Origin of the sequence: Glycomyces arizonensis DSM 44726 (assembly GCF_000482705.1) — a bacterium.
Lineage (GTDB): Bacteria > Actinomycetota > Actinomycetes > Mycobacteriales > Micromonosporaceae > Glycomyces > Glycomyces arizonensis.
Genome location: NZ_AXWO01000007.1, coordinates 93,417 through 111,172, shown reverse-complemented (window position 1 = coordinate 111,172; position 17,756 = coordinate 93,417). Strand labels below are relative to the sequence as shown.

Genomic DNA, 17,756 nt, shown 5'->3' with positions numbered 1-17,756 from the left:
GTTATAACTTATAACAAGTAATGACTTATAGCCTATAATCCGCATTCTGTCATCCTATAGGATATAACATATAAGATGTACGGTATACAATTATAGGCTATAACCTCGACTGTGACGGTCTTCGGGACTCGGTCCTACTTGGCGGTCATCTCTACGGCCGGGCGTTCGGCGACGCCGAGCTCCTTGGCCTTGGCGAGCAGGCCGTTCAGCATGTCGTGGTCGCCGCCGCCCTGGATGAGCTTGAGCAGCGCGGCCGAGACCGTCAGGTTCTTGACTTCCTCGGAGCCGACCGTGGCCAGGACGCTCTTGAGGTCCTCGGAGAACGACGTGCTCCCGTTCGCCCACGTCGCGGCGATCGTGGAGGCCACATCGGAGTGCTCCACGAACCCGTCGACGGCCTTGCCGTAGCCGATCGCGCCGACCACCCGGTCGAAGAACTGGGTGTCGCCGCCGACCAGCGAGATGTCGGCCTTCGAGAGCCCCGCGGCGATGACGGAGGCCTGCTGCTCGGCGATCGACCGCCGCGCCTCGATCTCCAAGCCGCGCAGCTCCTTCTCCATCTCGAGCCGCAGGCGGTACTCCTCGTGCGCCTGGGAGGCCGCGGACAGCGCGTCCATCGCGGCGGCCTTCTCGGTCAGGCCCGCCGACTCGGCGAGGAGCCGCTCGCGCAGCGCGTCGGCCTCGGCCAGGCCCTTCGCGGCGGTGGCGTCGGCCTCGGCCTTCCCGATCGCGGCGTAGGCCTCGGCCTCGGCCAGGCCCTTCGCCTCGGCGGCCTTGGCCTCGGCCAGCCCGCCCTTCTCGATGGCGTCGGCCTCGGCCTCGCGGACCTCGACCTCGGCCAGGCCCGGCGCGGCGGCCAGGGCCTTGTCGCCCTCGGCCATGCGGATCTTGGCGGCGGCCTCCATCTCGGCGGCCTGCTGGGCGGCCTCGGCCTCGGTCAGGCGCTGGCGCGCCAGGTGCTTGGACGCGGCTTCGGCGGCCTCGGCGGCCTTGATGTCCTTGACCAGGTTCTCCTGGGCCTCGGCCTCGGCGAGGATGATGACCTTCTGGCGCTCGCGCTCGGCCTCCTCGGTGGCGCGCAGGCGCTTGATGCCCTCTTCCTGCTCGGCGACGGTCTTCTCGACGGCGATCCGCTCGCGGATGACGTCGGCGATGTCGCGCTTCTGGGCCTCGAGTTCCTTGTTCGCGGCGATGCGCGCCAGCTCCTCTTCGCGCTCGCGGGCGACGACTTCGAGGATGCGGTCCTTCTCGATGCGCTCGGACTCGACGGCGATGACGCGCTCGCGGTTCTTCTCGGCGACGGCGATCTCGCGCAGCCGGTTCTCGTGCTGGATCCCGGTGGCCTCTTCGGTCTTGATGCGCGCGGTCTCGGACTTGAGGCGCTCCTCGGACTGGACCTTCTGGATCTCGGCGCTCTCGCGGGCGCGGAGGGTCTCGATCTCGCGCTGCTGGCGGATCTCGGCCTCCTCCTGGCGGCGCTCGAGTTCGAGCACGGCCTCGCGGGCCTCGACGTCCTGGCGCTTGATCTCCTTCTCCTCGTGGCGCCGGTGCTCGTTCGTGGTGATCGACTCGCGGGCGGTCAGCTCGGTGATCTTGCGGATGCCCTGGGCGTCGAGGATGTTCTGCGGGTCGAGCACCTCCATCGGGGTCTGCTCGAGGTAGTCGATGGCGGCGTCCTCGAGCGAGTAGCCGTTGAGGTCGGTGCCGATGACGTTGATGATGCGGTCGCGGAACTCGTCGCGGTTGGTGTAGAGGTCGGTGAAGTCGAGCTGCTTGCCGACGGTCTTGAGCGCCTCGGAGAACTTGGCGTTGAACAGCTCCTGGAGCGTCTCCTGGTCGGAGGCGCGCTGGGAGGTGATCGACTGGGAGACGTTGAGGACGTCCTGGACGGTGGCGTTGACCCGCACGAAGAACGTGATCGAGATGTCGGCGCGGATGTTGTCCTGGCAGATCAGGCCGTCCTTGCCGCTCCTGTTGACCTCGATCGTCTTGACCGAGATGTCCATGTACTCGGCCCTGTGGATGATCGGCAGGACCAGTGCCGAGGTGAAGGACACCTTGCGGGTGCGCAGCTTGGTGACGACCAGGGCCTGACCGGGGGAGACCTTCCGGTAGAGGCGGATGATCATGAGCAGCACGCCCACGAAGATGACCGCTGCTACTACGAGAGTGACCAGCGTCGCCGAGTTGGCAGTGTCCATGGCGGTTCCTTATTCGAGACTTCAGGGGACGGGATTTCGGGCGTCTTCACACCCTACTGAGCGTTGTCAAACGGTGGGGTCCACCGCATTCACGGTGCCGAACGGCGGGCACCTGTCGGCGGGCGGCCGCGGCCGCTGCCGTTGGGGGCTTGAGCGGGCGAGCACGGCGGCGTCTGCGCAGCGCAGTGCGGCGCCGGCCGCCGAAAGGGAACGGTTCGACGCGAATGGAAAGGCGCGGGCGGAATGGCGCGAAAAAGCGTGCGGGATCGGAAAGGCATAGTTTGGAAAGGCACAGTCGGGAGAAGTCAGTCACTCGGGTATGGACAGGGGCAAGGATGGAGCGCCGGTCTCACATCTCGACCGGGATGACGAGGAAGACCTTGGCGCTCTCATCGTAGTCGAAGATGACCAGTTTCGAGTGACGCGAGAACAGCTCGTCATCGATGCCCTCGGGCTCGTGGACCGAGCGGCGCACGTTGATGAGGTGGACCGTGCCGTCCTCTTCGGCCAGTTCGGCCTGCCCCGAATCGGTGGTCACGGTGCCCGTCCTGACCACGCACGCCTTCCCGATCAGGTCGCGGTGGGACGTGGCCGGCGCGTCGGCGAAGATCCTCGACAGGGGCGCGGACAGCAGCTTCGCCCCCAGCATCCCGACCCCGATCCCGGCGACGAGCGTGGCCGCGCCGGTGACCGCCGCGGGGATGACCATGTCGGTGCTGCGCACCCACGTGGTGCCGAGCACGGTCACTATCCAGCCCAGCGTGATCCACAGTGAGAGCACCACCGTGATGGGCACCGCGCCGAACCCGAACGCCGACCAGAATGAGCCGCCCGCCTCCACTTCGGCGTCGCCGTCGGTCCCGAAGTCCACGATGTCGACGTCCAGTGCGCCCAGGATGACGACGATCCAGTACAGGAAGACCGCGATGAGACCGAAGGAGAAGACGATGGGGGGGAACGATAGGGCTACTTCCAGGAACTCGGTCATGGGTCTTCGGGTCCTTGTCTTCCACTCGCGCGGGCGCTTGAGCGAGCGGTGTACGACGGGCGGGCGGCACGGTCCGGTCAACAAGATTCGGGTCTGCATTCAGATTAATGCACGCGGGCACCCAGCGGTAGGCTGCTCTGAGCCGACTATCCTGTGACCGGGTGAACAGCCCTCGCAGGCCGACGGCGATCCAAGAGGAGGTCCGGTGCCCGGTTTCCGCTCCACACTGGCGAATGCGGCCGCGGGCTGCGACATCGCCGCGGCACGGCTCGCCTCGGCCCGCCGCGGGCTCGGCGAGGCCGCCTTCCGCACGCCGGTGGACCCGGCGCTGCTGGATGCCGAGCGTCGGATATCCGACGCGGCCGGCGCCTCCGCCGCGCAGCTGCGGGGCGACCCCGAGCTGCTGGCCGCCGGCCAGGTGGTCCTCCACGAAGGACGCCGCTTCCCGCTGCTGGTGCCGTTCGGCGCGCGCGGGCACCTGGCGACGAGCGTCGACGCCCGCGTCGACGGCGTCGCATCGCTGGTCAGGGGCGCGGTCCTGCATGCGCTGGCCCACCACGACCCCGGCAAGGTGCGCGTGGCGGGCATCGACACCGCCACGCTCGGGGCGACGTTCGCGCCGCTGCGGCCGCTGGCGGACGCCGGCGTCATCGAGGCCGTCGCCACCGACGCGCGATCGGCGGCCGACGTCGTCGCCGCGGCCGAGACCCAGGTGTCCGAGAGCATCGCCGGGCGCCGCACCGACCGGCTGCTGCTGGTGATCGCCTCCCTCGGCGAGGCGCCGAGGACGCTCGTCGAGCGCGTCCACGCGCTGGCGCGCTCGGGGCTCGCTCACGGCGTCACCGTCCTCGGCTGCGGACTGCCCGAGCTGCCGCAGGCGACGGTGATGCACCAGGTCGGAAGCCACGTCGAGGTGACCAATCCGCCCGCGGCGCCGGTCTCGCGCGGGGAGCGGCTGGCCGTGCCGGTCGCCTGGCCCGAAAGCGCCGACCCCTCGTATCTGGCGGGCGAGGCCGCGCGGCTGGCCGAGCGGGCCAAGGCGGCGGCGACGCTCACCTTCGACGACCTCATCCCCGACATCCCGCTCGGCGGCGACCCGTCGAGCGGCCTGGAGGTCCTCATCGGGCGCGACGCGGCCGGGGAGGTGCGGATGCGCTTCGACGACGCCACGCCGCACTGGCTCGTCGGCGGGCGCACCGGCGGCGGCAAGACGGTGTTCCTGCTCGACGTGCTCTACGGGCTGGCCTCGCGCTACTCCCCTTCCGACGTGGCGCTGTTCCTGCTCGACTTCAAGGAAGGCGTCTCGTTCACCGAGTTCATCCCCACCGAGCGCGACGACACCTACATCCCGCACGCGCGGGCCGTCGGCGTCGAGTCCGACCGCGAGTACGGGCTGGCGGTGCTGCGGGCGCTGAACGAGGAGATGACGGCCCGGTCGACGGTGATGAAGCGCTACGGCGTGGCCGGGTTCGCCGGGCTGCGGCGCCACGAGTCGTATCCGCGGATCGTGTGCGTCGCCGACGAGTTCCAGGTGCTCTTGGCCGGGAACGACAAGGTCGCCTCCGAGGCCGTGGCGCTGCTGGAGAACCTGGCGCGCAAGGGCCGGTCGTACGGAGTGCACCTGGTGCTGGCCTCGCAGACGATCTCGGGGATCGAGGCGCTGTGGGCGAAGAAGGACTCGATCTTCGGGCAGTTCCCGATGCGCGTGGCGCTGCCGGGGGCGCGGACGATCCTGGAGCCGAACAACGACGCGGCGTCCCGGATCTCGCTCGGGCAGGTGGTGATCAACACCGAGGGCGGCACTGCCGGCGCCGACCGTGTGGCGCGCTTCCCCGACACCGACGCCGAGGTGATGCTCCGGCTGCGCGAGCAACTGCGGGCCGCGCACTCGGACTTCGGGGCACCGCGCGTGTTCTACGGCTACCGTCCCGTCCACTTCGCTGAGACGCTGCCCGGCGAGCGCAGGCCCGGCCGGGTGCTGCTGGGCCGGGAGGTGTCGCTGCGGCTGGAGGTCGCGGGCGTCGACCTCGACGCGCGACCCGGGCGCCACTTGGCGGTCCTCGGCTCCGACCCGGTGGGCGGCGAGGTCTTGGAGGCCGCCGCCCAGAGCGTGGCCTACCACGCGCCACCGGAGCGGCAGATATGGAGCGTAGACTACATAGGAGATTATAACCTACAGAATATAGGATATAACCTCCCTATTGCGGAGTTCGCGAGCAGACTTCACGACGTCCCCGACAACACCGTGATCCTCGCGTGGGGCCTCGAAGCCGCATCGCTCGACCCGAAAGGCCAGCAGGCCCTTCGCGCGCTGCTGCGCACCGGGCCGGCGCGCGGCGTCCACCTGCTGGGCTGGTGGCGGATCTACCGCCGGTTCCTCGACAACATCGGCGGCAGCGCCGGGCGCGAGGACGTCGCCTGCTCGCTCATCCTCAACCTGCCCGGCGCCGAGCTCCTCGGCCACTTCGGGCCGCAGTTCCAGCACTGGAACCCCCGCCCGGGCCGGGCGCTCCTGATCGACCGCCACGCCGACACCGGATCGGGGCGGTTGATCGTGCCCTTCTCCCGCCCCTCTCGGGACGCCCGCATCGGAGCGGGCGCCGCGCCCATTGAAGGAGAACACGCGTGAGCGCCTTCGACGACTACCTCGCCCAGCTGCGACGCCTCGACGAGGCGCGGCGCGGCGCCGAGGAGGCCGCCGCCCGCACCGCCTCGATGACCGAGTCGCTCGGGCAGAAGACCGAGCGGCTCGCCGACCAGGCTGCCGCCCAGCGCGAGGCCGTCGACGAACTCGCCCGGGCCGCCCGCACCGAGCCGCCCCCGCGCGTCGCGGGCCAGCCGCTCGGCGGCGACCCGGCCGTCGAGATCGGCGCCGCCGAGGCCGACCTCAGAACGGCCGCCACCGAACTCGAAGAGGCCCGCTTCCTGGCCCACCGGCCGCCGTGGCTGCCGCGCTGGCGCACCGACGAGCGCAACGGCCTCGTCTACGGTCTGTTCGCGCTCGCCTCGCTCCTGGTGCAGCTGCTGGTGCTGCGGATCGTGAAGGCCGACGACCTGACCGGCGCGATCGTGCTCGCCGCCATCGTCATCGCCTGCCCGCTCTTGGGATTCGCCTTGGCCTGGTTGACCATCGGCGTCACCTCGCGCCCGCGCATCACCGACGAGGAGAAGAAGCTCGAACGCAACTTCCGCCTCGGCCTGGTGCTCTGCGGCTCAACGCTGATCGTCGCCTGCTTCGGCTTCTTCAGCTGAGCCGAACTGTCAAGAACCCGACAACTGCCGGGCAGCACCGGTGCGTGTCGCCGAGCCGGTGTTCGAACGAGCACTCGTATTGTCCAGTGCGTGCCAACCTACGAACACGAATTGCCGTTGCGGCTCTTGCAGGACAACCCGAAGTTCGCCGAGGAGCTGTACTGCGGACTGCTCGGACAACGGCTCCCCGAGCACACCTTCGTCAAGCCCGGTTCAGAGGCCATGACCCGCGGTGACAGTCCAGTGGAACGCAACTGCGACAACATCGCCGTCTACTACTCGGGCGACGATGCGGTCATGGCCGTGATTTTCGAGGTGCAGCGCTCCGAGGACAACCGCAAGCACTTTAGCTGGCTCGACTACCTCGCGTCGGCCCGAACGAAGCTCCAATGTCCGGCGGCACTGGTCGTCATCACCTTCGACGACAAGACTGCCGCCTGGGCTCGCCAACCGATCGTGACCGGCCATCCGGGTTTGACCTTCATTCCACTAGTCATCAGCCCACAGCAGATTCCGCTGATCACCGATGCCGCCGAAGGCCGGGAGAATCTCGCCCTCATGCTGCTCTCGCTCATCGCACACAGCGCGAGCGAGCACGGCCGCGCGGTCATGACCGCCTATTCCCAATCAATCCGACATCTCGACCGGGAAGAATGGTCGCGATACGCTGAGTACGCGCTCAACGCGCTGAAGGAGCAAGAGAGCATGCAGCTGGAGGAGATCATCTTGAGCGACTCGACTCTGCCGAACACCTACCGCAATGGCCTGCTCGGAGAGAAGTACCTTGAGGGCCGCAGCGAAGGCCGCAGCGAGGGCCGACTCGAAGGCGAACGGCAAATGCTGCTGCTCATCCTGGAGAGCCGAGGCTTCGACATCACGCCGGAGGTTCGGGAACTCGTCGAGTCCTGCGACGATGTGCGTCGACTCCAGGAATGCGCTCGCCGCGCCCTCGCGGCACGGCGCATCGAGATGGTCTTCGATCTCGACTGAGCCATGGAAACGCTCGCGCAGTTCCTCGCCGAGACGCTGTTCGGCGAGGCTTCGCGGAGCATTCGCCGACGCCGTGCCGCCCGCGTCGCCGCCTCGCTCGGGCTGCGATTCCACCCTGAGGGCCGCCCTGAGCATGCAGATCCTGATGCCGCGGCCTCACTGGATGAGCTGGAGGCATTGGGCCTGCACCTCCGCCAACCGGTCGCGAACACCTTCGCGGGCTCTTACCAGAGCAGGCGGATGGTCGGTTTCGCGAATCCGGCCGTGTGGAACCGGCGGCGACGCCGCCACGTCACCTACCGGTTCACGGCGGTGGCACTGACTCGACCGCTCCCCGACCTGCTGATCTCTTCCCACGCGGAGTCGTCCCTGGTCTGGCAGTGGTTCGATCCGGACTCCAGGTGCCTGCCCGTGCCGGTGCCGCAGAGCGCGAGCCGGACCGTGGCCGCCGCGGACCCGGCGTTCGCCGACTCCGTCCTCAAAGCACTGATGGAGGCCGGAGAGGAACCGTTGGAGCGGTCCTGGATGCTGCGTGCGAACTGGGTCGTCGGCTGGCACCGCGGCCATCTGCGGACCGGCGGCGGACGCGACGCCGAGGACTGGCTGCGGTTCCTCTCGGCCGCCGCCGACGCCTGCGAACGGTCCTAGGACGGCGCCTCGTCGGCCCGGCGCCGCTTGATGAGGTAGGCCAGGCCCGCCGCCGGGAGAACCAGTGGGACGAAGCCGTAGCCCGAGCCGAAGTGCGACCACACCGACGCCTCGGGGAACCAGTCCGGCACCGCGAGGCTGAGCGCGCCCACGCCCACCACGCCGACCAGTTCGACGCTCACCGCCGTCAGCGCGAGGGTGCCCGCGCCGCGCACGATCGCGACCGCGGCGACGAGGTAGATGAGCGCGGCGATCGCGCTGAGCGAGTAGCTGATCGGGGCCTGGTCGAACTTCGTCGCGATCTGGTAGCCGGCCCGCACCCCGGCCGAGACCGCGAAGACGACGTAGACGAGGACGATGAGCCGGCCGAAGCCGGAGGACAGGGGGCGCGCCGCGGGCGCGGCCTCAGGCGACGACATCGATCTGGTACTCCCAGATCTGGTGGATGCGCAGCATCAGCGCGGCCACGATCAGGCAGGAGGCGGCGACGGTGCCGATGCCCCAGCGGCTGCGGTCGATCGAGCCCCAGAAGGTCCCCGCGATCGGGATCAGCAGCGTGGTGACGAGGTAGGAGAAGAGCAGGGCCTTGCCGCTGCCCGCGGCGCCCGGCACCAGAACGATCGAGACGACCAGCTGGACGAGCAGCAGCGCCTCCAGGACGCCGACGCCCACGATGTTCGCGCGGTCGACCTCCTTGGATCGGGCGGTGTCGACGAAGAACCACGCGGCCAGCGCCAGCGCGGCGGCCTGCACCGTGAGGTAGAGCCATTCGATCACGCCACCGACGCTAGCGGAGGGGCGAAACGGCCCCGCAGGACGCCCTCGGGCCGGTGAGGTGCGGCGCGGGTGCCGGAGGCGCCGGGCGCGACCGATGGCGCTCGTCCTGGCCCACCCGACACCCCCTAAACTTCGCGGCATGACTGACCTCACGCACGTCGACTCCTCGGGCGCGGCCCGCATGGTCGACGTCTCGGAGAAGGACGTCTCGGCGCGCCTGGCGCGGGCGAGCGGGCGGCTGCGCACCACCCCGGAGGTGGTGGCGGCGCTGCGCGAGAACTCCCTGGCGAAGGGCGACGCGCTCGCCACGGCGCGCATCGCCGGGATCATGGCGGCCAAGCGGACGCCGGACCTGGTGCCGCTGTGCCACCCGATCGCGATCAGCGGCGTGAAGGTCGAGCTGACGGTGACCGACGAGGGCGTCGACATCGCCGCGCGCGTCAAGACCGCCGACCGCACCGGTGTCGAGATGGAAGCCCTCACGGCGGTGTCGGTGGCCGGGCTTACCTTGGTGGACATGGTCAAGGCACTGGACCCGGCCGCGCAGATCACCGACATCCAAGTCGAGGAGAAGCTCGGCGGAAAGACAGGCTCATGGCAGCGTTGAGCACCGTCGTCGTGGTGGCCTCCAACCGGGCCGCCGACGGCGTCTACGAGGACACCTCCGGACCGATCCTGGTCGAGGGATTCGCCGCCCACGGCTTCAACGTGGCCGGACCGGTCGTCGTCCACGACGGCGACGAGGTCGAGCAGGCGCTCCGCGACGCCGTCGACGACGGCTACGACCTCGTCGTCACCTCCGGCGGCACCGGCCTGACCTCCACCGACCTCACACCCGAGGCCACCAACCGCGTCATCGACTTCGAGATCCCCGGCATCGCCGAGGCCGTCCGCGCCGCCGGGCGAGCGGGGACTCCGCACGCGGCGCTCTCGCGCGGCATCTGCGGCGTCGCCCGCCGCACCCTCATCGTCAACGTCGCCGGGTCCACCGGCGCCGCCAAGGACGCCCTCGCCGTCCTCACACCGCGACTGCTCGAACACGCCGTCGCGCAGCTGCACGACGGCGACCACGAGAGGAACGACTGATGCCCCTGAGCTGGGCCGAGGCCCGCGAGACCGCTTGGCGGGCCGGGTACGAGGCCCGCGGCGCCGCCGCCGAGCTCCCGTTCGACGCGGCCGCCGGTTCGGCGCTGGCCGCCCCGCTCGCCGCCGCCTCCGACCTGCCCGCGTTCCCGACCTCGGCCGTCGACGCCTGGGCCGTCGCGGGCGAGGGCCCGTGGCGCATCACCGGCGCCGCGTCGCTGGCCGGGTCGGTCCCGGCGCCCATGGGGCCCGGCGAGGCCGTCAAGATCGCCACCGGCGCGCAGGTGCCCGAGGGCTGCGAGGGCCTCATCCGACTCGAGCACGCCGAGATCGACGGCGAGAGCGTCACCGGTCCGGCCGAGCGCGAATGGCGCGAGACCGGCGAGGAGGCGAAGGCGGGCGAGGAGCTGCTGCCGACCGGGACGCCGATCTCGGCGCCGGTCATCGGGCTCGCCGCCGCGGCCGGGCACGCGACGCTGCCCGCACACCCGCGCCCGTCCGCGCGCATGGTCGTCTTCGGCGACGAGCTGCTGACCAGCGGGGTCTCGCGAGAGGGACGCGTGCGCGACTCGCTGGGCCCGATGGTCCCCCACATGCTCGACGCGGCGGGCGCCCGCGTCGCCGCCGAGGTGCTCGGCCCGGTCGCCGACACGCTCGACGAGCACGTGGCGGCGCTGCGCACCGCCACCGCCGAGGCCGACCTCACGTGCACCACCGGCGGGACGATGGTCGGCCCGGTCGACCACCTCCACGCGGCCCTCAAGGCCGTCGGCGCCGACTACGTCGTCAACACCGTCTCGGTGCGGCCCGGCTTCCCGATGCTGCTGGCGCGCACCGCCGAAGGCCGCTTCATCGCCGGGCTCCCGGGCAACCCGCAGTCGGCGGTCATCGCCGTCGTGACGCTCGTCGTCCCGCTGCTGGCGGGCCTGCGCGGCCTGCCGCTGCCCGGCCTCCGCTCGATCACGCTCGCCGAGCACGTGCCGGGCCGCGGCCCGGCCACGCACCTGGCCCTGGTCGACGGGAACGGGAACCGGCTCGCCCACCACGGCTCGGCGATGCTCCGCGGCCTGGCGAACGCGGCCGGCTTCGCCGTCGTCGAACCCGAGAGCGAGGCGCACGCCGGCCGACGCGTCCCGCTCGCGACCGTCCCAGGGGTGGCGTCATGATCCGCGCGCAGATCGCCGAGGCGAGCATCGACGTGGCCGAGCACGAGCGGGCCGTCTCGCTCGACGCCACCGGCGCCGTGGTCACGTTCTCGGGGAACGTTCGCGACCACGACCACGGGCGCGGTGTCACCTCGCTCGCCTACGAGGGGCACCCGTCGGCCGAGCCGATCCTGCGCGAGATCGCCGAGGCGATCGCCGAGCGGCCCGGTGTCCACGGCGTCGCCGTGTCGCACCGGATCGGGGACCTCGCGATCGGCGACGCGGCGCTGGTCGCCGCCGTCTCGGCCGAGCACCGCAAGGAGGCGTTCGAGGCGTGCGCGGACCTGGTCGACGAGGTGAAGGCGCGGCTGCCGATCTGGAAGCACCAGTTCTTCAGCGACGGCGCCGACGAGTGGGTCAACTGTCCTTAGCGTCGCCGTTCTTGCGGCCCAGCAGCTTCACCAGGACCACGCCGCCGACCACGACGACGAGGGCCGCGATGAGGATCATGGCGAGGGTGGTGCCGGTGTTCGTCTCCTCTTCGGGGCTGGTGGTCGCCTCCTGCTCGGACTGGGCCGGATCGCTCGCCTCCGCGGTGGTCGCGGCCGCCGAGGGCGAGTCGGACGCCTCGGGCTCGGCGCCCTCGGCGAGCAGCTCGTCGGGGATGGTCTCGACGGTGAAGGTCACCGCGTCGTCGACGCGGTGGCCGTCCTCGGAGACCACGCGGAAGGCGAGGGTGTACTCGCCGGGCGTGGTGTAGACCATCGGCTGGGTGAAGGTGTCGCCGTCGAAGGACGGGTCGGCGACGTCGAGCGTCTCGCCTGATGGATCGGTGACCGCAATCTCAGTGGAGGGCGCGTCGAGGATCTCGGAGAACGTGGCCGAGACCGAGGCGGGGGCCGTGGCCACCGTCGCGCCGTCCTCCGGATCGGTGCCGACCAGGGCGGCGTGCGCGGAGGCGGCCGTGGCGGCCGCGGCGGCGAGGATGGCGCCGCAGCCTGCGGCGATGAGGAGTTTCAGCGCGTATTTGCGAGGACGTTGCAGCATGGCGCCATCGTGCCACAGCACGGCCGGTTCCCCGATGCGCGACGAGTCGCACGCCGTGGCAGGTCACAGGCACGTCGTCACTATGCGTGCGCGGCAGGTCAGGGAATTGCGCACTTGGTGCGGATCCTCCGCCTCACCCTCGTGTTGACGATCGCCGGAAGTTGTGATGTGCTTACGTCCATGGTTGAACCGATCCGATGGGGAATCCTGGCGACCGGCAACATTGCATCGACCTATGTAGAAGATCTCGCCCTACTCGACGACTGCCAAGTCACCGCTGTGGCCTCAAGGTCGTCCGATCGTGCTGCCGCCTTCGCCGAGAAATACGACATCCCCCACGCCTGGGACTCCGTCCAGGCCCTTGCCCAGGACGATGAAGTCGACATCGTCTACGTCGCCACCCCCCACTCCCACCACTACATACCGACCATCCAGCTGCTCGAGGCCGGGAAGCACGTCCTGTGCGAGAAGGCGTTTGCCTATAACGCCGGCCAGGTCAAGACGATGTTCAACGTCGCCCGCGAGCACCAGCGGTTCCTCATGGAGGCCATGTGGACCCGCTGCAACCCCGCCATCCGCGAGATGCGCCGCGCCATCAAGGAGGGCATGATCGGCGAGGTCATCGGCGTGCACGCGAACTTCGCGATCCACGGCGACTTCGGCCCCGAGCACCGCCTGCGCAACCCCGAACTCGCCGGCGGGGCCCTGCTCGACCTGGGCGTCTACCCGATCACCTTGGCGCACCTGGCGCTCGGCGTCCCCGACTCGATCCACGCCGAGGCGGTGATGACGCCCGAGGGCGTCGACGCGTACACGGCGCTGACCATGCGGTACCCGAACGGGATCGCCCAGCTGACGTGCTCGTTCCTCGGCGGGGCGGCGAACACCGCCACGATCTCCGGCACCGAGGGCCGCATCGAACTGGGCGACCTGGCCTACCGCCCGAGCGCGTACACCGTGGTCCGCTACGGCGAGGCGCCCCGCGAGTTCGAGGCGCCCTACGTCGGCCACGGCTACGTCCACGAGGCCCTCGAAGTCCACAGAGCACTGCGGCAGGGCCGGCTCGAGTCCACGCTCGTCCCGCCGTCGAGCACCATCGAGGTGATGGAGATCATGGACGAGGTGCGCAAGCAGATCGGCCTGCACTACCCCGGCGAGACGCGCCCGCTCTGACACCGGGCGGCGCGGGCCCTCACCGCCGGTCGCTCAGGAAGTCGAACCCCGAGCCGTCCAGGAGCGTGACGTTGTCGTACATGGCGCGCTTGGTCCTGAAGCCGCGCTTGAACTCGCGTTCAACGCCGCGGTGGCACCGGACCGAGGACGCGGGGACCTCGTATTCGAGCGCGCACTCGACCGGCTCCAGCGGAAGCGGGTGATCGCCCCTGCGGACCAGTTGCAGCCGCTCCGCCCCTTCGAGGACCGGATCCAGGCGGACCCTGGCGAACCTGCGATCGGTGAGGGCCCAGACGCCTTCGCCCGCCTTCGGCAACGGCGTGTACGGGTTGTACACCGACATGCAGTGCACCTCCGACCCGAACACGACCGCTCGCGGCGGCGTGCGCATCCGGAAACCCTGGTCGAATGACGGGTCGCCGTCCAACATGATCGCCATGAGGAAGACCACTGGACGGGCGATCCACTTCAACACGGTCTTCCGCGTCTCGGCCGGCTTGTCGAGGAAGGTCCCGTCCTGCTTCCGGCCCTCCATCAGGTATCCGTCGATCCCCTCGGCGGACATCCACTTCACGGACTCGCCCTGCTGAAGGACGTGCTCGCCGAGCAGTGCGGCCCCGTCGCGCTCGGCGTCCAACCTGCGGTATTTCCAGTCCGTCGTAAATCCCATATCAAGCGGGAACCCCTTCTTCGAGCGGTCGCGCCAGCCGCGTGGACCGTGACGTCGCTCTAGGACTCGAGCGCTCGGTCCTGTCCGCTCTTGTCGGGGTCGGGGTTCTCTTCGAGTGCCGCGCGCTTGGCGAGGATGGCCGCGTGCTTTTCGCGGAGCCATTCGGCTCGCTGCTGGGCGCTCTCGATCGACGTCGACGGGGCGGCCTCCACCACGGTGCCGCGCCGTTCGGCCTCGTCGCGGAAGATCTGGTCGAGGCTGGGCAGGAGCGCCATGACCGGACCGGTGAAGAAGCCGGTCTCGGCCTCCTTGGTGCGGATCCAGCCCTTGTACTCGATCTCGCAGACGACCTGGCGGCGCCCCGCCTCGGGGTCCTTGATGGCCAGCTCGGAGACCAGTGCCCACAGCGTGAAGACCGCCGAGGTGGCCTTCTCGGCGACCCAGCCGCGCCCCGGCACCGGCGGCAGCACCGTCTCGATGCTCTCGACGAAGCCGTCGGTGCTGAGCTTCTCGATGATGCCGTCGAGCGTGCGGGTCCGGACGGCCTTGACCTTGCCCCACTTGGCGGTGTCCCCGTCGAAGCCGACCTCCTCAGGGCCGATGTCGATGGTCCCGAACCGGTCGAGCTGGCGCAGCAGCAGGCCGGTGCCGGTGGGGGGCTTCTCGCCCGCGGTGATCAGCTTGGACAGGCTCCACTGCCACGGCTCGGCCACCGGAGCAGTCGGCAGCGGCAGGCGCTCCAGCAGCTCCTCGACGTCGCCGTCGCGCAGGGCGCCCTTGGCCTCACCGGCGAAGTCGACGGCCGCGTCGCGCTTGTCCCGCGCGTAACCGGTCACGGCGTCGCGCTTGTCGCGGGCGGCCTCGGCACCGACGTCGACGACCATCTTGCCCGCGTCCTGGGCGCGCTGCTTGATCTGGTCCAGGCGGTCTCTCATTCCCATGTGAGCAATCTACAAGTCCACCGCAAGCGAAGGGTGCCCGAGCGGTGGCGCCCTGTCAGCCGCGGCGGTCGAGGTTGCCCCTGGCGCGTTCGCGGAGATCGGCGGGAATGTTCTGGGTGACCAGCCCCATGACGTCCATCTTGTCGCCGAGCAGCGCCTGCGCCATGTCGGCCATCTTCAAGGCGTGCGTCGCGACCGCCTCGTCGATCACCGCGCGGATGGTCATGCCCAGCGTCTGCCGGCGCCGCATCGCCGTCTCGTCGATGCCGATCTCGGCGACCTGGCCCTCCGAGTCGAGCTTGACGCGGATGAGGCCGTCCTCGGAGTACGCCTCGACCGCGTCGGCGTCCATCTGGACGCGCAGCTCCTCGTACTTGCTGAGCGTCTCCTCGGCCTCGCGCTGCATGCGCTCGAGCCGGGCCAGCATCTCCTGGGGGTCGGTGGGGCGGTCGCTCATCACTGCTCCCTCTCGATCGGGTCGACACCGGGCACGCCGCCGCCGAGGTCGCCGGGCGTCATCTCCATGCCGGTCTCACGGCTGATGGTGACCGCCAACTCCCGCTCGACCTTGGTGTGGGCGGCCCTGAGAGTCTCCACGATCATCTCGCCGAGCTCGACGCCGCTCATCTGGAACGCGTTGGGGCGCAGGTCGAGCTCCTTGATCTGACCGCCCGGGCCCGCCAGGACGCGCACGGCCGAGTTCTCCGAGGTCGCCTCGGCCTCGGCCTCGGCGACCAATCGCTGAAGCGCCCCCGGGTCGGGGAAATTCTGCTGGTCCATGCTCTGTACGGTAACCGATGGCCACCAGCGCGGAGAAGTGCCGCTAGCGACGTTTACGGATGTCGATGCCCGAGCCGTCGGCGAACACGATCCGGTGGTACGGCCCGGCGGGCTTCACGCGCTTGAGGACGCGGGTCCGCCGCGTCCGCTCCACGATCCCCTCGTAGCGCCATTCCCCGACCGGGAACTCGGCGACGGTCTCCACCCGCACCGGCCGGTACTCCTCCGTCTCGGAGTCCGGCTCGGGGTTCGAGCTGAACAGCTTCGAGTAGGTGCGCCCGCGGATCCCGAGGAAGGCGACGCGGCGGTCCGTCAGCGCCCACACGCCGCGCCTGCGCAGCGCCGGCACGGCCAGGCTCCCCGCCCGCGTCCCGGGCCCTGAGCCCCAGACGACGACCGGCGGACCCTTGCGAGCCGAGCCGCCCGGCTCGCCCCCGCCCTCGCTCATGAGCATCGCGATGAAGAAGACGATCACCAGGTACAGCGGGATGCGAACGATGAACCGGCCGACGGCCGCCCACGCCTGGGCGGCCGTCGGCGGCGGCTTGGGAATGCCCTCGAAGCGCACGAGCCTCCAGGTGGGGACGTACTCGCGCAGCCACTCCCCCTCCTGGAGCCACTGCCGCTCCATCATCCGGCGGGAATCGCCCCTGAGATCGAAGACCGCCTGCCGCGCCATGTCAGTTCTCGAACTCCTGCAACAGCTTGTTGAGTTCGGCCGCGGCCTCTTCGTCGGCGGACTTGTAGTCCTCGGCGGTGCCGCGCAGCTTGACGGCGTTGCCGTTCAACGCGTCCTCGATGGCGGTGATCGCCTCCGCCAGGCCCCCGGCATTCTCGTCGTAGGCCGCTTCGAACCCGAACGCGCCCGGCAGGCCCCACGCCATGTCGGTCGCCGCGGCCTCCTGGGCGGTGTTCTGGATGGCCCCGGCGTTCCCGGCCAGGCCTTCGAGGCTCCCGGCCGTCGCATTGAGCTCGTCGAGGTCGACCACCACCGGGCCGCCACCGCCGCCGCCCGAGGACAGGTTGTACATCGCGCCCGACGCTGCGTTCGCAGCCCCGCCCGTCGCGGCGCCGATCGCGGCGCCCTTGCCTTGGAGCAGGCCGAGACCGCCCTTGGTGCCCGCGGTGGTCAGCACGCGCAGCCACAGCTTCCCGCCGGAGAGCTCGAAGCCGTTCTTCGGGTTGATGCCGCGGAACGGGTTCTTGCCGAGGAACTTCATCAGCACTTTCGTGATCTTCCCGAAGACCTTGACCGTCTTCTGGAACCACTTCATCGCCCGCATGAACATCGAGAAGCCCTTGGCGGCGGCGCCCAGCACGAACGTCGCCATGGAGGCGCCGAACGTCCAGGCGCTGTTGGCGAGGGCGACCAGGCCGCGGGTGATGAGCCAGGACACGAGCTCGGCGACGATCGAGCGGATGCAGCCGTAGATGGCCTCGGCGAGCGCCTGCGCCCAGCCCAGGAGGGTCTGGACGCTGCGCGCCTCGTGGGAGGCCGCCATGATCGCGGCCTCCATGGCGTTCAACTGCTCGTAGCCCGCCTGCGCGGCGGTGCCCGACCAGCAGGTGAGGTTGGAGCGGACGGCGTCGCCGCTCTCGCCGCTGAGCGCTTCGAGGGCCTCGCCGATCTGTCCCCAGATCTCGCCCTGCCTGGCCATCTCGTGCGAGTCGCCCGCGACGTTGTCCATGAGCTCCTGCAGCGGTTCGACCAGTTCGAGGACGATCCCGAGGCCCGCGTTGACGAGTGCGTAGATCGGGTCGCGCAGCGCGAGCATGGACTGCATGGCGATGCCCGCGATGTCGCCGGGGATGCCGGAGGCCGATGAGAGCCGGTCGTCTCCGGCGATGGCGCCGTAGATGTCCGTGGCCAGGTTGGTCGCGCCGCCGACCACCGGCGTGCCCTGCACCGCGCGCATACCGTCGCTCGGGGCCTCGGGGGTGGAGTACTGCGTGATGTCCGAGCCGTATTGATCTGACATGTTCCTGGTTTCCTCATATGTCAATGGCTTCCCGCCCGCGGGGTGTTGCGGGGGAAGCCGGGGTGGGGAGCACGCTCGGACG

20 protein-coding genes are annotated in these 17,756 nt (G+C 70.1%); 9 read left to right on the top strand and 11 right to left on the bottom strand.

All coding sequences use genetic code 11. The features are described from left to right. Positions 1-134: 134 nt before the first annotated feature. Positions 135-2,201 (bottom strand): SPFH domain-containing protein, encoded by a 2,067-nt coding sequence (locus H613_RS0108540; RefSeq protein WP_026923466.1) that lies wholly within the window; start codon positions 2,199-2,201, stop codon positions 135-137. 349 nt (positions 2,202-2,550) lie between these two features. Next, positions 2,551-3,189 carry an OB-fold-containig protein gene (locus H613_RS25370; protein ID WP_051393118.1) on the bottom strand — a complete coding sequence of 213 codons (639 nt, stop codon included), beginning with the start codon at positions 3,187-3,189 and terminating at the stop codon, positions 2,551-2,553. 205 nt (positions 3,190-3,394) lie between these two features. Between H613_RS25370 and H613_RS25365 the strand changes: the two genes are divergently transcribed. The 4 genes from H613_RS25365 (at position 3,395) to H613_RS29085 (ending at position 8,079) form a co-directional block, all read left to right on the top strand. Beyond that, positions 3,395-5,818, top strand: coding sequence for an FtsK/SpoIIIE domain-containing protein (locus H613_RS25365; RefSeq protein ID WP_051393117.1), 2,424 nt, complete (start codon positions 3,395-3,397; stop codon positions 5,816-5,818). After that, positions 5,815-6,441 carry a hypothetical protein gene (locus tag H613_RS0108525; RefSeq protein WP_026923465.1) on the top strand — a complete coding sequence of 209 codons (627 nt, stop codon included), beginning with the start codon at positions 5,815-5,817 and terminating at the stop codon, positions 6,439-6,441. Before H613_RS25365 ends, H613_RS0108525 begins: the two co-directional genes overlap by 4 nt. Positions 6,442-6,531: 90 nt before the next feature. Continuing rightward, positions 6,532-7,431, top strand: a complete 900-nt coding sequence (locus H613_RS0108520) for a hypothetical protein (protein WP_156925912.1) — start codon at positions 6,532-6,534, stop codon at positions 7,429-7,431. 3 nt (positions 7,432-7,434) lie between these two features. Beyond that, positions 7,435-8,079, top strand: coding sequence for a hypothetical protein (locus tag H613_RS29085; RefSeq protein WP_026923463.1), 645 nt, complete (start codon positions 7,435-7,437; stop codon positions 8,077-8,079). Here H613_RS29085 and H613_RS0108510 read toward each other — a convergent pair. Continuing rightward, positions 8,076-8,498, bottom strand: a complete 423-nt coding sequence (locus tag H613_RS0108510) for a hypothetical protein (RefSeq protein WP_026923462.1) — start codon at positions 8,496-8,498, stop codon at positions 8,076-8,078. The two genes, H613_RS29085 and H613_RS0108510, sit on opposite strands and share 4 nt — an antisense overlap. Beyond that, positions 8,485-8,856, bottom strand: coding sequence for a hypothetical protein (locus tag H613_RS25360; RefSeq protein WP_035737087.1), 372 nt, complete (start codon positions 8,854-8,856; stop codon positions 8,485-8,487). The genes H613_RS0108510 and H613_RS25360 overlap by 14 nt, the downstream gene beginning before the upstream one ends. Positions 8,857-8,995: 139 nt before the next feature. Between H613_RS25360 and moaC the strand changes: the two genes are divergently transcribed. The 4 genes from moaC to H613_RS0108485 are packed head-to-tail and all read left to right on the top strand — an operon-like array spanning position 8,996 to position 11,515. Next, a complete protein-coding gene (gene moaC, locus H613_RS0108500) occupies positions 8,996-9,463 on the top strand; it encodes a cyclic pyranopterin monophosphate synthase MoaC (protein WP_026923461.1) in 468 nt (155 codons plus the stop codon). Beyond that, complete coding sequence (locus H613_RS0108495) at positions 9,451-9,942, top strand: MogA/MoaB family molybdenum cofactor biosynthesis protein (RefSeq protein ID WP_026923460.1); 492 nt, start codon at positions 9,451-9,453, stop codon at positions 9,940-9,942. The genes moaC and H613_RS0108495 overlap by 13 nt, the downstream gene beginning before the upstream one ends. After that, the gene (locus H613_RS25355) at positions 9,942-11,105 is read left to right on the top strand and encodes a molybdopterin molybdotransferase MoeA (RefSeq protein WP_035737084.1); all 1,164 of its coding nucleotides are present in this window, start codon (positions 9,942-9,944) and stop codon (positions 11,103-11,105) included. The genes H613_RS0108495 and H613_RS25355 overlap by 1 nt, the downstream gene beginning before the upstream one ends. Continuing rightward, positions 11,102-11,515, top strand: a complete 414-nt coding sequence (locus H613_RS0108485) for a molybdenum cofactor biosynthesis protein MoaE (RefSeq protein WP_026923459.1) — start codon at positions 11,102-11,104, stop codon at positions 11,513-11,515. The genes H613_RS25355 and H613_RS0108485 overlap by 4 nt, the downstream gene beginning before the upstream one ends. Here H613_RS0108485 and H613_RS25350 read toward each other — a convergent pair. Then, positions 11,502-12,131: a copper resistance CopC family protein gene (locus H613_RS25350; protein ID WP_051393115.1), complete on the bottom strand. Its 630-nt coding sequence runs from the start codon at positions 12,129-12,131 to the stop codon at positions 11,502-11,504. The genes H613_RS0108485 and H613_RS25350 overlap by 14 nt on opposite strands. 180 nt (positions 12,132-12,311) lie before the next feature. Here H613_RS25350 and H613_RS0108475 point away from each other — a divergent pair, with 180 nt between their 5' ends. After that, entirely contained in the window at positions 12,312-13,304 is a 993-nt protein-coding gene (locus tag H613_RS0108475) for a Gfo/Idh/MocA family protein (RefSeq protein ID WP_026923458.1), read from the top strand. 19 nt (positions 13,305-13,323) lie between these two features. On the opposite strand, the gene H613_RS0108470 is transcribed toward H613_RS0108475, so the two are convergent. Genes H613_RS0108470 through H613_RS0108445 form a run of 6 tightly spaced genes read right to left on the bottom strand, consistent with a single transcriptional unit; the run spans position 13,324 to position 17,674 of the window. Beyond that, on the bottom strand, positions 13,324-13,974 hold the full coding sequence (locus tag H613_RS0108470) for a hypothetical protein (RefSeq protein WP_156925911.1): 651 nt from the start codon (positions 13,972-13,974) through the stop codon (positions 13,324-13,326). A 59-nt stretch (positions 13,975-14,033) separates the two neighbouring features. Continuing rightward, positions 14,034-14,915: a hypothetical protein gene (locus tag H613_RS0108465; RefSeq protein WP_156925910.1), complete on the bottom strand. Its 882-nt coding sequence runs from the start codon at positions 14,913-14,915 to the stop codon at positions 14,034-14,036. Between the two features lie 55 nt (positions 14,916-14,970). Then, positions 14,971-15,372: a YbaB/EbfC family nucleoid-associated protein gene (locus H613_RS0108460; RefSeq protein ID WP_026923455.1), complete on the bottom strand. Its 402-nt coding sequence runs from the start codon at positions 15,370-15,372 to the stop codon at positions 14,971-14,973. Then, a complete protein-coding gene (locus tag H613_RS0108455; protein ID WP_084546469.1) occupies positions 15,372-15,695 on the bottom strand; it encodes a YbaB/EbfC family nucleoid-associated protein in 324 nt (107 codons plus the stop codon). The genes H613_RS0108460 and H613_RS0108455 overlap by 1 nt, the downstream gene beginning before the upstream one ends. 43 nt (positions 15,696-15,738) lie before the next feature. Continuing rightward, entirely contained in the window at positions 15,739-16,374 is a 636-nt protein-coding gene (locus tag H613_RS0108450) for a hypothetical protein (protein ID WP_026923453.1), read from the bottom strand. Position 16,375: 1 nt separating this feature from the next. Further along, positions 16,376-17,674 (bottom strand): WXG100 family type VII secretion target, encoded by a 1,299-nt coding sequence (locus H613_RS0108445; RefSeq protein ID WP_026923452.1) that lies wholly within the window; start codon positions 17,672-17,674, stop codon positions 16,376-16,378. Positions 17,675-17,756: the final 82 nt, after the last annotated feature.